This window comes from Janthinobacterium sp. 64, from assembly GCF_002813325.1.
GTDB lineage: Bacteria > Pseudomonadota > Gammaproteobacteria > Burkholderiales > Burkholderiaceae_D > Janthinobacterium.
Genome location: NZ_PHUG01000001.1, coordinates 5,896,809 through 5,911,247 on the forward strand (window position 1 = coordinate 5,896,809; position 14,439 = coordinate 5,911,247).

A 14,439-nucleotide genomic window follows, 5' to 3' on the forward strand; every position below is an offset into this window, starting at 1 on the left:
ACGAGGATGGCGCGAGGGACGGGCCTGTTTGGCCGTCGCTGGCGCCATGCGATAGTGCCGAGGTGAGCGCTACTCGTGATAGCGGTCAATCAGCTTATGGTGGCTGCCGCGCATTTCTTCGATCAGTTCAAAGGCGACGAAGCCGATGATGGCGGCGAAGATGGCGATGAAGAGAAAAACGAGGAAGGTTAACATGGTCTTTCAGCCGCCGTTGGACGGCTGTCCGCTGGGTTGCTCAATGTGCCGGAGCAGGACTCTTGCACGTAGTTGATGCAATTAAACTCTAGCAGATCGGCAGCGCTTTACAAGGCTGCTGAGTTGCGAACACTACGAGTATTTGTCCCAGCGCACTTTTTGCGCATTTCCCTTATTTCACAACCAGATCATGCGCCATCACGGCCTTCAAATAGACGCTGACGGGGTCGCCTAATTCTCGCTGCGAGAACCACCACGCGCTGGCCTTGCGCATCTCCCAATCCTGCTCCTCGCCCGTCAGCAGCAGGGCGGCCGCCTGGCCCAAGGTCGGCTGGTGGCCGACGATGAGCACGCTTTCCTTGCCGCCGGGCCAGTTGGCCGCCTTGAGAATGTCTTCCGCCTCGGCGCCGGGCGCCAGTTCCGGCATCAGCTTGAACTTGCGCCCCAGCGCTTCGGCCGTTTGCAAGGTGCGCAGGGCGGGGCTGACGAGGATGCGGCAGTTTTCCGGTAGTTGCGAGGCCAGCCATTCGCCCATGCGGCGCGCCTGTTTCTGGCCTTTGACGGTCAGGGCGCGTTCGAGGTCGGGCAAGCCCGGCTCGGCTTCTGCGTGTCGCCACAAGATGAGATCCATGCTGTGCTCCTGTGTGTAAAGTTGCCTATTCGCCGACCTCCGCGCCCGGCGTGCCCAGTGTGTGCATCAAATACTGCTGGGCGCTGAACGGCGTTTGCTTGCCGCGCGGCTTGCGGCGCGCGTAATGGCCCGTCGGCTCCAGTTCCCATGCATTCGTATTATCCTTCAAATACGGATTGAGGCCCTCGGCGATCACGCGCCGCTTCAGCGCCCGGTCCAGCACGGGGAAAGCCACTTCCACCCTGCGGAACAGATTGCGGCTCATCCAGTCGGCGCTGGCCAGGTAGACATCGTGCGCCAGATCGTTGCGGAAGTAATAGATGCGGCTGTGTTCAAGGAAACGGCCGATCACGGAACGCACCTTGATGTTTTCCGACAGGCCAGGCACGCCCGGCTTCAGGGTGCAGGCGCCGCGCACGATCAGGTCGATCTTCACGCCATCGGTCGAGGCCGCATACAGGGCGCGGATCACGGATTCGTCGACCAGCGCGTTGACTTTCACGATGATGCGTCCGCGCCGTCCCGAGCGGGCGATCTTCGCCTCGTTGCGGATGGCCTTGATGATCTCGCTTTGCAGGCCGAACGGCGCCAGCCACAAATGGTTCAGGTTGTGCGGCTTGGTCAGGCTGGTCAGGTGGATGAACACTTCATTGACTTCCACGGCCAGATCCTGGTTCGCCGTCAGCAAGCCGAAGTCCGTGTACAGCTTGGTGGTCGTGGGGTGGTAGTTGCCGGTGCCCAAGTGGGCGTAGAAGCGCAGCGCGCCTTCCTCGCGGCGGATGACGAGCGCCACCTTGGCATGGGTCTTCAGTCCCACGACGCCGTACACGACCTGTGCGCCCGCTTGTTCCAGCTTGTCGGCCCAGTTGATATTGGCTTCTTCGTCGAAGCGCGCCATCAATTCCACGATAACGGTCACTTCCTTGCCCATCTTCGCGGCCGTGATCAACGATTCCATCAGGTCCGAGTTCATGCCCGTGCGGTAGATCGTCTGCTTGATGGCGACGACGGACGGATCGTAGGCGGCGCTGCGGATGAAGTCGATCACCGTCTGGAACGACTGGTAGGGGTGGTGCAGCAGGATGTCGTGCTTGTTCAGCGCGGCAAAGATATCGTTGCCGATGGCTTTATGGGCGAGGCCGGGGAAGAAGGGCGGGAAGCGCAGCTCCGGCTGCTTCACGTGGTCGATCATTTCCGACAGGCGCACCAGATTGACGGGGCCGTTGACACGGTACAGCCGGCTTTGATCCAGGCTGAACTGGTCGAGCAGGAACTGCGACAGTTCCGGCGGACAATTGCGCGCCACTTCCAGGCGCACCGAGGTGCCGAACTGGCGCCCGACCAGCTCGCCTTTCAGGGCCTGGCGCAGGTTCTTGACTTCATCCTCGTCCACCCACAGGTCGCTGTCGCGCGTGACGCGAAATTGCGAATAGGCAATCACCTCGCGCCCGGCGAACAGGTCCGAGATGTGCGCATGGATGACGGAGGACAATAAACAGAAGGACACGCCGTCGCCGGAAATGTCGTCCGGCAGCTTGATGACGCGCGGCAAGACGCGGGGCGCCTTGACGATGGCGATGGCCGTGCCGCGCCCGAACGCATCCTTGCCGCTCAGCGACACGATGAAATTGAGGCTTTTATTGACCACTTGCGGGAACGGGTGGGCCGGGTCGAGGCCAATCGGTGTCAGCAGGGGGCGCACTTCGCGGTCAAAGTATTGCTTGACCCACGCGCGCTGCGCCTCGTTGCGGTCGCTGTCGCGCAGCAAATGCACGCCCGCTTCGCGCAGGGCCGGCAAGACGTCGCTATTTAATATCTCGTACTGGCGTTCCACCAGCGCATGGCATTCCTTGCCGATGCGCTCCAGGTTGGCCGCCAGGGCAGGGTGGCCCGCCAGCGTACCGCCGATGCTGCCGGCCGCCAGCAGGCTGGCCACGCGCACCTCGAAGAACTCATCCATGTTACTGCTGACGATGCACAAGTAGCGCAGGCGCTCGAGCAGCGGAATGTTCGGGTCTTCCGCCTGGGCCATCACGCGCCGGTTGAAAGTCAGTTGCGACAGTTCGCGGTCAAGCAGGATGCCCGATTTGGTCACTTCCATGTGCAGTTCAGGTTTCATATTCTTTTGTCTTTGCAGATAGTTAATTCTAGCCGTATTTCATCCGTATTTCATCGCATATGACGCGCTGTGAGTGTAATCATGAAATATGACGTAAGCGTGACATAAGCTGTCATAAAGCGTCGCCCGTCCTGTCATTTTTCATGCCAAAAAGGGCCATCCTCGGGGCGTAGCCAATTATTTCAGGATTTTTTACCCATGTCATAAAGCTGTCATATTCGCTTGCTAGACTGCGCAGCATTCAACCGGGACTTTGAGCCCTAACAACCCTGAGGACTTGATATGCAAATGAAGCAAATGTTCAAATTTATCGTCGTGGGTGCTTCGGCAGCGATGGCATTTTCTTCCGCTTCCGTCATGGCGGCAGATATGACAGGTGCTGGTGCTACCTTCCCGTACCCGATCTACGCGAAATGGGCCGAGACGTACAAAGCCAACACGGGCAACGGCCTGAACTACCAGTCCGTCGGTTCCGGCGCTGGCATCAAGCAAATCAAGGCCAAGACTGTTGAATTCGGTGCCTCGGACATGCCTTTGAAAGCGGAAGAGCTGGAAGAAGCGGGCCTGATGCAATTCCCGGCCATCATGGGCGGCGTGGTCACCATCGTCAACCTGGACGGCGTAACCCCAGGCCAGCTGAAAATGACCGGTAAAGTCGTTGGCGACATCTACCTGGGCAAGATCACCAAGTGGAGCGCGCCTGAAATCGCCGCCCTGAACAGTGGCGTCAAGCTGCCGGACACGGAAATCACCGTGGTGCACCGCGCCGACGGTTCGGGCACGTCCTTCCTGTTCACCGACTTCCTGTCGAAAACCAACCCGGAATTCAAATCGAAAATCGGCGCTGGCTCGGCTGTGAAATGGGCCGTGGGCGTGGGCGGCAAGGGTAACGAAGGCGTCGCCGCCAACGTGCAGCGTATCAAGGGTTCGATCGGCTACGTCGAGTGGGCTTACGCCAAGAAAAACAAGATGTCGCACACCCAGCTGCAAAACAAGGACGGCAACTTCCTGCAGCCTGACGACGAAAACTTCAAGGCAGCCGCCGCTTCGGCACCTTGGACGCAAACCCCAGGCTTCGGCGTGGTCCTGACCGACCAGGCTGGCAAGAACAGCTGGCCTATCACGGGCGTGTCGTTCATCCTGATGCACAAAGTCCAGGCTGACGCAGCCAAGGCTAAAGAAGTCCTGAAATTCTTCGACTGGGCCTACAAGAACGGCGGCGCCGCTGCTGTTGAACTGGATTACGTGCCGATGCCAGCATCGGTCGTGAAACTGGTGCAGGAATCGTGGAAAGCTAATCTGAAAGATGCTTCCGGCAAGTCGATCTACTAATAAACCTACTGCGCGGCGCTATTTGCGGCCTGCGATGCTCACTGTGCTAAAGCACAGCTCCGCTTCTCAGCCACAACTAGTTGCCGCTCGCTACGGTTTATTCAAGCAAGAATGTCCTTGTCCCCGCCAGCAGCACGGCGGGGCAGGGAGTTAGCCAGGACCGCCCGCAAGCCCTTGCAGACGGTCCTGGCTAAAAAAGCAAGATAAAACAAGAGTTCAAAACAGCAATACCGGCAGTACCACCCACATCTGGCACAATATGAGCGCACAATCTACCTCCTCCACGATCCCCATGCCAGGCGGCACCATGACCGATTCCATCAGTCACGCGCAAATGCTTTCCACCATGCGCAAGCAGCGCATCCAGGATTTTTTGTTCCACAAGGTGACGATGCTGTTCGCCCTGTCGGTGCTGATCGTCCTGGTGGGCATCATCATTTCGCTGATCATGGAATCGATACCGGCCTTCAAGACCTTCGGCCTGCATTTCATCGTGTCCGCGGAATGGGACCCCGTCAATGACCAGTACGGCGCCCTGATCCCCATCATCGGCACCCTGGTGACGTCCGTCATCGCTCTGCTGATCGCTTTTCCCGTCAGCTTCGGCATTGCCCTGTTCCTCACGGAAATCTGCCCGGCCTGGTTGCGCCGCCCGCTGGGCACGGCTGTCGAACTGCTGGCCGGCGTACCTTCGATCATCTACGGCATCTGGGGCCTGTTTGTCTTCGCGCCCCTGTTTGCCGACCACGTCCAGCCCATCTTGAAAGCCACCCTCGGCAACGTGCCCGTCATCGGCCAGTTGTTCAGCGGCCCCATGATGGGCATCGGCTTGCTGACGGCCGGCCTGGTACTGGCCATCATGATCATCCCTTTCATCGCTTCCGTGATGCGCGACGTGTTTGAAATCGTTCCTGCCGTGCTGAAAGAATCCGCATACGGCCTGGGCTGCACGCGCTGGGAAGTGGTGCGCAAGATCGTCTTGCCTTACACCAAGACCGGCGTCGTCGGTGGCGTCATGCTGGGCCTGGGCCGCGCGCTGGGCGAAACCATGGCCGTGACCTTTGTCATCGGTAACGCGAACAAGCTGTCGTGGTCGCTGTTTGCCGCCGGTAACAGCATCACCTCGCTGCTGGCCAATGAATTCGGCGAAGCGCAATCCGAGCTGCACGTCGCGTCGCTGTTCTCGCTGGCACTGATCCTGTTTGTCATCACCTTTATCGTCTTATCCGCCGCCAAGCTGATGCTGGCTGGCATGTCCCGCAAGGAAGGCACGAAATGAGCCAACTCAGCCAAGTTAGCACCCACGACGTTCCGGCCAAGCCGGCCATGAACCCTGTCTACCGCAAGCGTTTGCTGATGCACCGCATCGGCATCGCCCTGTCGGTGGCGGCCATGGCCCTGGGCCTGGCCGTGCTGGTGTGGATCTTGTTCACGCTGGTGATCAAGGGTTTCGGCGCACTGTCCATCGACCTGTTCACGCAAACCACGCCGGCTCCCGGCAGCGAAGGCGGCGGACTGATCAATGCCATCGTCGGCAGTGCCCTGATGGTGGGCCTGGCGACTGTCGTCAGCACCCCGATCGGTATCCTGGCCGGCATCTACCTGGCCGAATACGGCGAAGAAAACAAGTTTGCCCAAGTCACGCGCTTCGTCACCGACATCATGCTGTCGGCGCCATCGATCGTCATCGGCCTGTTCGTGTATGCGCTGTACGTGGCGCACGTGAAGCACTTTTCCGGTTACGCCGGCGCCATCGCGCTGTCGCTGATCGCCGTGCCGGTGGTGGTGCGCACGACGGACAATATGCTGCGCCTGGTACCGAACAGCCTGCTCGAAGCCGCGTTTGCCCTCGGTGCGCCGCGCTGGAAAGTCGCCACCCTGGTGCGCTTGCGCGCCGTCAAGGCTGGCGTCATCACCGGTGTGCTGCTGGCATTGGCCCGCATCGCCGGCGAAACGGCGCCGCTGCTGTTCACGGCCTTGAATAACCAGTTCCAGAGCTTCAACATGAATGCGCCGATGGCCAACTTGCCGTCCGTCATCGCCTCGTTTGCCATGAGCCCGTACGACAACTGGCGCTCGCTGGCCTGGGGCGGCGCACTGCTGATCACCTTCAGCGTGCTGGCCTTGAATATCCTGTCGCGCACCGTGTTCAGCCAAAAAGTCCCTAATTAAACAGATACCGAGCGAAGCGAACCCCTATGAATACGCAAATGAATCCAGCCCAAGACCTGGCACCAAAGAAAAAAACCATCGAGATTTCGGGCCTGAACTTTTTTTACGGCAAAACGCAAAGCCTGCATAACGTCAACCTCGACATCCACGAAAAGAAGGTCACGGCTTTCATCGGCCCGTCCGGTTGCGGCAAGTCGACTTTGCTGCGCACCCTGAACCGCATGTACGACCTGTATCCGGGCCAGCGCGCGGAAGGCTCCATCCTGTACCGCGGCCGCAACGTGCTCGACGCGGACCAGGACGTCAACATGCTGCGCGCCAAGGTCGGCATGGTGTTCCAGAAGCCGACGCCGTTCCCCATGTCCGTGTACGACAACATCGCCTTCGGCGTGCGCCTGTATGAAGACCTGTCGAAAGGCGAGATGGACGAGCGCGTCGAGTGGGCCCTGAAAAAGGCCGCGCTGTGGGGCGAAGTCAAGGATAAGCTCTCCAAGAGCGGCCTGTCGCTGTCGGGCGGCCAGCAGCAGCGTTTGTGCATCGCGCGCGGCGTGGCCGTCAAACCGGACGTCTTGCTGCTCGACGAGCCGACCTCGGCGCTGGATCCGATCTCGACGTCGAAAGTGGAAGAGCTGATCAGCGAACTGAAACAGGATTACACGATCGCCATCGTGACGCACAATATGCAGCAGGCGGCGCGCTGCTCCGACTACACTGCCTATATGTATTTGGGCGAACTGGTGGAATTCGGCGAAACGGACCAGATCTTCATGAATCCGGCCCGCAAGGAAACGCAGGATTACATCACGGGCCGCTTCGGCTGATCCGCCCAGAATAACGACATACAAGACAACTGAATACGGAGAGACAGCATGATAGGCGAACATTCATCCAAGCAATACGACAACGAACTCGAAGCGATCCGCTCGAAAGTGCTGCTGATGGGCGGCATCGTTGAAACCCAGTTCCTCGACGCGATGACCTGCTTCCGTATCGGCAATGCCGAGCGCGCCGACCGCGTGATGCGCGAAGACGACGTCGTCAACCAGCTCGAAGTGTCGCTCGACGACGCCTGCAGCCATCTGATCGTGCGCCGCCAGCCGGCCGCCAACGATTTGCGCACCATCATGGCCACCATCAAGGTGATTACCGACCTCGAACGCGTAGGCGACGAGGCGACCAAAATCGCCCGCGTGGCGAAGAATCTGCACAAGCGCGGCAACGGCGTCGTCAACCATTACGAGATGGTGCGCGGCATCGCCAACACGGCCACCGACATGCTGCACGATGCGCTCGACGCATTCGCGCGCAACGATGGCAAGCAGGCCTTACAATTAATTGCACAGGATGCCATCATCGACCATGAGTTTCGGTCTATCATGCGCAACCTGATTACCTTTATGATGGAAGACCCGCGCACGATTTCGGCGGCGCTCGATACCCTGTGGGTGGCCAAGGCCATCGAACGGATCGGCGACCATGCGAAAAACATCGCCGAATACGTGATTTACGTGGTTGAAGGCAAGGATATCCGCCACACCAAGGTGGCGGCTCCCGCCATTTCCGAGGAGCTCCCTGAGTAAGCTTTATGGCATCTGATAAAACCACGGTATTGATTGTTGAAGATGAGCCGGCCATCGTTGAACTGGTCACCTATTCGCTGCGCGAATCCGGCTGGAATTGCTGTTCCGTACAAAACGTTGCCGACGCCTGGGAATTCATCCAGCACCGCACGCCGCACCTGATCCTGCTCGACTGGATGCTGCCGGATCAGACGGGCTTGCGCCTGCTGTCGCGCATCCGCGCCGACCGCAATTTCGCCGCCATCCCCGTCATCATGCTCACCGCCAAGAGCATGGAAGAAGACAAGCTGGCCGGCCTGAACAGCGGGGCCGACGATTACGTCACCAAGCCGTTCTCGCCGCGCGAGCTGCTGGCGCGCGCCAAAGCGCTGTTGCGACGCAAGAGCCCGGAACACGCGCAGGAGCCCATGCGCGCCGGTAACGTGGCGCTGGACCCCGTCAGCTGCACGGTGATGATGGATGAACAAAAGATCGATATCGGCCATGCCGAATACAAGCTGCTGAAATTCCTGCTGGCCCATCCGGAGCGCGTGTTTTCGCGCAGCCAGCTGCTCGACAAGGTGTGGGGCGACCATGTGGTGATCGAGGAACGCACGGTCGATGTCCACGTATTGCGCTTGCGCAAAGCCTTGAAAGAGGCGGAAAGCCTGATCAAGACGGTGCGCAGCGTCGGCTACATGTTGTCTGAAAAATAAAGCTTGACTCTATGAATCCGAAATTGCTGTTCTGGGTACCGGCCGCCTTGCGCATGGTGCTGGCGCTGCTGGGCGTGGCCGTCGTCTGGTATCTGTTTGGCGCCACGTATGCGCTGGGCATCGCCTTCGTGCTGATGGCCATGATGGTGTTCGTGCAGCTGTCGTATCTGTTCCAGCTGAGTAACTGGCTGGACAATCCGCAAAGCGCCAAGCTGCCCGACGGCTGGGGCGCCTGGACCAGCATTTTCGCGCGCCTGTACCGCATGCGCCGCGACGACGAGAAAAACCAGGCCGAGCTGACGGAATGGCTGGCGCGTTTCCGCCAGGCCATGCATCTGCTGCCCGACGGCGTCGTCATCATGGACGACGTGCTGTTCCTCGAATGGTGCAACCCGGCCGCCGAGAAACACCTGGGCCTCACGCATGAGCGCGACAAGGGCATGCGCGTGACGAATTTGATCCGCAGTCCCGAGTTCATGGATTACATCATCCTGGGCCGCTACGACCAGCCGCTGACGATCACCTTCCGCAACCGCAAGCTGATCGTGCAGATCATTCCGTTCGAGAACCGCCGCCAGATCCTCGTCACGCACGATGTGACGGAGACGGAACGCATCGAAATGATGCGCCGCGACTTCATCGCCAACGCCTCGCACGAACTGCGCACGCCGCTCACCGTCATCGTCGGCTTCCTGGAAATCGCTTCCGCCGAGCTCGATCTCGACGCCACCACGCGCGCCTCCCACCTCAAGCTGATGACGGAGCAGGGCCACCGCATGCAGCATCTGATCGAGGACATGCTGACCCTGTCGCGCCTGGAATCGGTCGATTATCCGCTGCGGCCCGAGCCCGTGGACATCAAAAAGCTCATGCAGCAGGTCTTGCGCGATGCCAAGGGCTTGTCGGCAGGCAAGCATGAAGTGAAAATGGAATGCAACGGTCCCGACGTACTGGGCAGCTATGACGAGCTGTACAGCGCGTTTGGCAACCTGGCGTCAAACGCCGTGCGCTATACGCCGGCCGGCGGCAGCATCACCCTGCGCTGGCAGGATGGCCCGGCCGGACCGCAATTCATCGCGCAAGATACGGGCATCGGCATCAGCCAGGAACATATTTCGCGCCTGACGGAGCGTTTCTACCGCGTCGACAAGAGCCGTTCGCGCGAAACCCAGGGCACGGGCCTGGGCCTGGCCATCGTCAAGCACGTGCTGCTGCGCCACGGCGGCACCTTGGCCATCCAGTCCGTGGCCGACAAGGGCAGCAGCTTCATCGTCAGCATGCCGAAATCCGTCGTCACGCCGCTGCATGGCGAGTTGCTGGTCAAGTAGGAAACAAGGGGGGAATAGTTTGGCTATGTCACCGAAAGCGGTGGGAACGCGCCGCAGTTGCTGAGGTCTAACTGGATCAGGTATTTCCTTTCAAGGAGCCGATCATGGACGCCGCCCAGTGGCAGACCTTCGCCAGCCAATTCCCGCAACTGTCGCACCGCCAGCGTCTTGCCAGCAGCGAATTATTACGCACCAGCGCGCCACAGGCTGCGGCCGTCGTCCTGATCGAGCAAACAGCGCTGGCGCAACTGCATTGTCCCAGTTGCCGATCGACACATTTCCACCGTCACGGCCAGGCCCACGGTCTGCAGCGCTATCGCTGCGTGCCTTGCCGCAAAACCTTCAACGCCTTGAGCGGCACGCCGCTGGCGCATCTGCACCACAAGGAACGCTGGCTGGCCTATGCCGATTGCCTGCTCAACTCGCTTTCGGTACGCAAGGCGGCCAGCAAGGTGCATATCCATCGCAACACCAGCTTTCGCTGGCGCCACCGTTTCCTCGCGCTGGCCAGGACCGACCGGCCACGCTGCCTGCATGGCATTACCGAAGCCGACGAGATGTATGTGCTCGAGTCGCAGAAAGGTTCAAAACACATGACGCGTCCGGCGCGCAAGCGCGGAGGCCGCGCCAGCCAGCGTGGCATTTCCAACGAGCAGGTGTGCGTGCTGGTGGCGCGCGACCGCACCGGCCAAACCGTCGACTTCGTTGCCGGCATGGGCCAGCTGAGCAAGGCCAAACTGCACGCCTGCCTGCCAGCGGTGATCGACCGTGACATCTTGTTGGTGAGCGATGGCCATCCGGCCTATCCCGTGTTTGCCAGGGAGATCGGCATCGGGCATGCGGCCGTTAACTTGCGGGCCGGCGTTCGCGTGCGCGGCACGGTGCATGTGCAGAACGTCAATGCGTATCACAGCAGGTTGCGCGGCTGGCTGCAGGCGTTTCATGGCGTGGCCACGCGCTACCTGCCGAACTACCTGGGCTGGCGCTGGATACTCGACGCACGGAGAATATTGTCCCCCGAAAGCTTGCTCAGAGCCACTTTGGGGACATTCCCACATCTGACGGTGACATAGCCAATAGTTTCTCTCTTGTTTCCCTGGCGACTGGTGCAAGCTTGGCATAAGTCGTTACAATCAGGCCATGACTTTAATCAACGCCTCTTTTCGCCACGCCGGCGCGCAGCAACTGGCCCAATCGCTGCAGGCCGCACGCCAGGACACGCTTTCCCTGTTCGACTGTTACGTCAGTGCCGGGCTGGACGTGGTGGCGGGCCTGCCCCGCCATCCGCGTCTCAATCCACCGTTATGGCAGCTCGCGCATATCGCCTGGTTCGCCGAGTGGTTCATCCTGCGCGAAGCCGCGTCCAGCCATCCGGCCGACGCCATCTACAATTCCCTGCTGACGCGCGGCGACGATATGTTCGACGCCAACATGGTGGAGCACCGTGCGCGCTGGAAGCTGGAACTGCCCAGTCCGGGCGCCGTGAAAACGTATTGCCGCGAAGTGCTCGACCGGGTGCTCGATAAACTCTCGCGCGAAGCCAATGTCGACAGCGCCCTGGCGCCGTACCGGCTGGCCTTGGCGCATGAAGACTTGTGTGGCGAGGAAATGCTGGCCGGCTTGCAATGGCTGGGCCTGGAAGCCCCGGAATCGCTGGCGGCCAGCCCCGCCTTGCCGCCCGGTGCGGGCGAGATCGCGTTTCCTGGCGGCAGCATCGAACTGGGCTCGCCGCGCGGTGCCGGGTTTGCCTTCGACAATGAATCGCCGCCCCATGCCTGCTATGTGGCGCCGTTTTCCATTGATGCCTGCGCCGTATCGAATGCCCAGTTTGCCGATTTCGTCGCCGATGGCGGCTACCAGAACCGCCAGTTCTGGAGCGCGGCCGGCAGCGCCTGGCTGATGCGGCAGGAGCGCTCGTCGCCCCTGTACTGGCTGCGCGAAGCAACACAGTGGCGCACCATGCGTTTCGGCCAGCGCACGACCTTGCCGCCGAACGAAGCCGTGCGCCACATCAATCTGTATGAAGCGCAGGCGTACTGCGCCTGGGCGGGGCGCCGCCTGGCGACCGAGGCGGAATGGGAGTATGCTGCGCTGTCCGGCCATCCGCGCTTTCACTGGGGCCAGGTGTGGGAATGGACGGCGACGCCGTTCGAGCCATATCCGGGCTTTGCGGTCGATGCCTGGCGCGAATATTCCGCGCCGTATTTCATGCAGCACCAGGTGCTGCGCGGCGCCGCCTTCGCCACGCCGCCGCGCCTGCATTCGGCCCGCATGCGCGCCTTCCACGCGCCCGAACGGGGCGACATCTTTGCCGGCCTGCGCACTTGCGCCTGGTAACAGGTAACCATTTCAGGATTCTTTTTGAGTACAGATAACGCCCCGCAGTTCATTCCCAAACGCATCACGCCCACGCCGGAACAGGTGGCCATCCAGACGGCGCAAAAGAAAGTGGTCTTGATCGACGCCAATGCCGGCGCGGCCAAGACGACGACCCTGGCCCTGCGCCTGGCCGAAGCGCTGCACCGGGGCCGGGCGCCCGAGCGCATGCTGGCCCTCGTGTTCACGGAAGCGGCGCGCGTGGCCCTGCGCCAGCGCCTGCTGGAAGTGGGCGTGCCGCTCGGCGTCGTCAAGCGGCTGACCATCGACACCTTCGATGCGTTTGCCGCCAAGGTGCTGCTGCAGCTGGAAAACATGCAGGTGGCATTCATGCGCAGCGATGAAGAGCTGCGCCCCGTGGCGTGGGAAGCACTGGAAGTGGTCTCCGAGAAATACGCTCACCGCTATCCGCTGGAAATCAATACGACCAACGGGGCCATCGCCGAATTCCTGAAGTTGCAATTGCGCACCAAGGCGCGCCTGGATTTCCAGAATCCTGACTTCGAGAGCAATTCCCTCGATGACAACCTGGAGCTGCTGGGCATGTCGCGCACGCATTATCTGTGGCTGCGCGAATACGAAGGCTTGCGCGGCGCCGACACGGGCGACATCCAGTTCCGCGCGCCATTCGACGCCACCTACGACCTCGTGCGCATGCTCGATGGCGACGAGCCGCTGCGCCAGCAATTGCCGGCTTTCCAGATCATCGTGGCCGATGAATTGCACGACTTGAACGAAGCGTCGTTCCGCCTGCTGACCATGCTGATACGCCGCGGCAACGCCTTTTTCTGCGGCGCCGGCGACAAGGATCAAGTGATCTACACGTGGTCGGGCGCCGATCACCGCTTTTTGCGCCAGCGTTTCGAGCAGGAATTCCTCGCCTTGCAGCGCCTGCCGCTGACGGCATCCTACCGCTACGGACCGCAGCTGGCGCAGGCAGTCGGTGTGCTGAAAAACAAGGCCAGCGTGTCGGCCCTCACGCGCGCCACCCACATCGAGCTGCTCGAATATGACCATGCGCAGCCGCAGGCCTGCAGCGCCCAGCTGATCGCCGCGCTCGAACACGCGCATGCGGGCACGACGGCCATCTTGCTGCGCGACCGCGACCAGGCCATCCGCGTGGAAACGGCGCTGTTCCAGAGCGGCATCGCGTATGGCCTGGTGGACATGAACAGCTATCTGCTGAGCCTGGAAGTGCTGATGCTGCGCGGCATGGTCGCCATCGCCCGCAAGGACTTGCATGCGATCAAGAGCGGTCCGCGCCGCGGCGACATCCTCGAAGCCCTGGTGGCCTTCGCGGAAATCCCTTTTACGCGCGCGGAGTTGCAGCAAGCCAAGGCCGACGTGGCCAACTATCCCGACTTGCTGGAAGGATTTTTAACGAACCAGCTGGCCAAGTCGCAGAACCAGGACAAGGCGGCGCTGACCCTGGCTGCCGTCGATTACCTGCGCGCCTTGCCAGCGGACGCCCTGGCCGGTGACGCCCTGCAGCACATCTTTGGCCTGATGCAGCTGGAACAGACGGCGCGCCGCATCTATGTCGACCCGGCCCAGGCGCGGGTCGTCGCCCGCTCCCTGCACGGCTTTATTGCCGTGTGCCGCGAAGCGGGCGTGGCGCTGGGCGGCTTTGCCGGCTGGCTGGGCGAGATGGAAGACGCCGTGACGGTCTCGACCGGCAAGGCCAAACTGATGATCGCCTGCATCGACCAGATCAAGGGCCTGGAATACAACCATGTCATCTTGCCCTACCTGGCCGTCGATGAATTCCCACGCAGCAAGACCGACCCGCTGGAAGAGGAAAACCGTTTCTATGTGGCCGCCACGCGCGCGCGCGACAGGCTGACCTTGCTCACGCCGCAAGACCCCGCCTGGCAGAGCCGCTATATCGCTGCCCTGCAGCTGAAACAGAAGATTGTTGCGCCGAAATCATAGATCTTTTGCTGTACGGCTGCTTTTTGCGAAAGACGAAAGCGGGCATACTTTGTTGGTGTGATTGATTGCAATCTGAACC

The 14,439-nt window shown here is 61.0% G+C and carries 13 protein-coding genes; 10 read left to right on the top strand and 3 right to left on the bottom strand.

Features of this window, described 5'->3' with window-relative positions; translation table 11 throughout:
• Positions 1–69: 69 nt before the first annotated feature.
• The 3 genes from CLU91_RS28735 to ppk1 form a co-directional block, all read right to left on the bottom strand.
• The gene (locus CLU91_RS28735; RefSeq protein ID WP_269800646.1) at positions 70–195 is read right to left on the bottom strand and encodes a hypothetical protein; all 126 of its coding nucleotides are present in this window, start codon (positions 193–195) and stop codon (positions 70–72) included.
• A 172-nt stretch (positions 196–367) separates the two neighbouring features.
• Complete coding sequence (gene sixA, locus CLU91_RS26005; protein ID WP_100876422.1) at positions 368–826, bottom strand: phosphohistidine phosphatase SixA; 459 nt, start codon at positions 824–826, stop codon at positions 368–370.
• Between the two features lie 25 nt (positions 827–851).
• Positions 852–2,945: a polyphosphate kinase 1 gene (gene ppk1 / locus CLU91_RS26010; RefSeq protein ID WP_100876423.1), complete on the bottom strand. Its 2,094-nt coding sequence runs from the start codon at positions 2,943–2,945 to the stop codon at positions 852–854.
• A 297-nt stretch (positions 2,946–3,242) separates the two neighbouring features.
• On the opposite strand from ppk1, the gene pstS reads away from it, so the two are divergent.
• The 10 genes from pstS to CLU91_RS26060 all read left to right on the top strand — a co-directional run bounded on the left by pstS (position 3,243) and on the right by CLU91_RS26060 (position 14,360).
• Positions 3,243–4,277: a phosphate ABC transporter substrate-binding protein PstS gene (pstS, locus tag CLU91_RS26015; protein ID WP_442906586.1), complete on the top strand. Its 1,035-nt coding sequence runs from the start codon at positions 3,243–3,245 to the stop codon at positions 4,275–4,277.
• Between the two features lie 307 nt (positions 4,278–4,584).
• Positions 4,585–5,556: a phosphate ABC transporter permease subunit PstC gene (gene pstC, locus CLU91_RS26020; protein ID WP_232730888.1), complete on the top strand. Its 972-nt coding sequence runs from the start codon at positions 4,585–4,587 to the stop codon at positions 5,554–5,556.
• Complete coding sequence (gene pstA / locus CLU91_RS26025; RefSeq protein WP_100876426.1) at positions 5,553–6,449, top strand: phosphate ABC transporter permease PstA; 897 nt, start codon at positions 5,553–5,555, stop codon at positions 6,447–6,449. The genes pstC and pstA overlap by 4 nt, the downstream gene beginning before the upstream one ends.
• A 38-nt stretch (positions 6,450–6,487) precedes the next feature.
• Positions 6,488–7,270, top strand: a complete 783-nt coding sequence (pstB, locus tag CLU91_RS26030) for a phosphate ABC transporter ATP-binding protein PstB (RefSeq protein WP_010396817.1) — start codon at positions 6,488–6,490, stop codon at positions 7,268–7,270.
• A gap of 48 nt (positions 7,271–7,318) precedes the next feature.
• The gene (phoU, locus tag CLU91_RS26035; RefSeq protein WP_034755071.1) at positions 7,319–8,029 is read left to right on the top strand and encodes a phosphate signaling complex protein PhoU; all 711 of its coding nucleotides are present in this window, start codon (positions 7,319–7,321) and stop codon (positions 8,027–8,029) included.
• 5 nt (positions 8,030–8,034) lie between these two features.
• The gene (locus tag CLU91_RS26040; protein WP_100876427.1) at positions 8,035–8,724 is read left to right on the top strand and encodes a response regulator; all 690 of its coding nucleotides are present in this window, start codon (positions 8,035–8,037) and stop codon (positions 8,722–8,724) included.
• Positions 8,725–8,735: 11 nt separating this feature from the next.
• Positions 8,736–10,052 (top strand): phosphate regulon sensor histidine kinase PhoR, encoded by a 1,317-nt coding sequence (gene phoR / locus CLU91_RS26045; RefSeq protein WP_100876428.1) that lies wholly within the window; start codon positions 8,736–8,738, stop codon positions 10,050–10,052.
• Between the two features lie 104 nt (positions 10,053–10,156).
• Positions 10,157–11,125, top strand: coding sequence for an IS1595 family transposase (locus CLU91_RS26050; RefSeq protein WP_100876429.1), 969 nt, complete (start codon positions 10,157–10,159; stop codon positions 11,123–11,125).
• Positions 11,126–11,192: 67 nt separating this feature from the next.
• Positions 11,193–12,389, top strand: a complete 1,197-nt coding sequence (gene senA / locus CLU91_RS26055) for a selenoneine synthase SenA (protein WP_232730889.1) — start codon at positions 11,193–11,195, stop codon at positions 12,387–12,389.
• A 24-nt stretch (positions 12,390–12,413) separates the two neighbouring features.
• Complete coding sequence (locus CLU91_RS26060) at positions 12,414–14,360, top strand: UvrD-helicase domain-containing protein (RefSeq protein WP_100876430.1); 1,947 nt, start codon at positions 12,414–12,416, stop codon at positions 14,358–14,360.
• Positions 14,361–14,439 lie beyond the last annotated feature (79 nt).

Excerpts from the sequence above, each read along its gene's own strand:
- pstC (WP_232730888.1), top strand. The coding sequence starts at position 4,585 with ATGACCGATTCCATCAGTCACGCGCAAATGCTTTCCACCATGCGCAAG.
- phoU (WP_034755071.1), top strand. The coding sequence starts at position 7,319 with ATGATAGGCGAACATTCATCCAAGCAATACGACAACGAACTCGAAGCG.
- CLU91_RS26040 (WP_100876427.1), top strand. The coding sequence starts at position 8,035 with ATGGCATCTGATAAAACCACGGTATTGATTGTTGAAGATGAGCCGGCC.
- pstB (WP_010396817.1), top strand. The coding sequence starts at position 6,488 with ATGAATCCAGCCCAAGACCTGGCACCAAAGAAAAAAACCATCGAGATT.
- ppk1 (WP_100876423.1), bottom strand. The coding sequence starts at position 2,945 with ATGAAACCTGAACTGCACATGGAAGTGACCAAATCGGGCATCCTGCTT.
- phoR (WP_100876428.1), top strand. The coding sequence starts at position 8,736 with ATGAATCCGAAATTGCTGTTCTGGGTACCGGCCGCCTTGCGCATGGTG.
- pstS (WP_442906586.1), top strand. The coding sequence starts at position 3,243 with ATGTTCAAATTTATCGTCGTGGGTGCTTCGGCAGCGATGGCATTTTCT.
- CLU91_RS26050 (WP_100876429.1), top strand. The coding sequence starts at position 10,157 with ATGGACGCCGCCCAGTGGCAGACCTTCGCCAGCCAATTCCCGCAACTG.
- sixA (WP_100876422.1), bottom strand. The coding sequence starts at position 826 with ATGGATCTCATCTTGTGGCGACACGCAGAAGCCGAGCCGGGCTTGCCC.
- pstA (WP_100876426.1), top strand. The coding sequence starts at position 5,553 with ATGAGCCAACTCAGCCAAGTTAGCACCCACGACGTTCCGGCCAAGCCG.
- senA (WP_232730889.1), top strand. The coding sequence starts at position 11,193 with ATGACTTTAATCAACGCCTCTTTTCGCCACGCCGGCGCGCAGCAACTG.
- CLU91_RS28735 (WP_269800646.1), bottom strand. The coding sequence starts at position 195 with ATGTTAACCTTCCTCGTTTTTCTCTTCATCGCCATCTTCGCCGCCATC.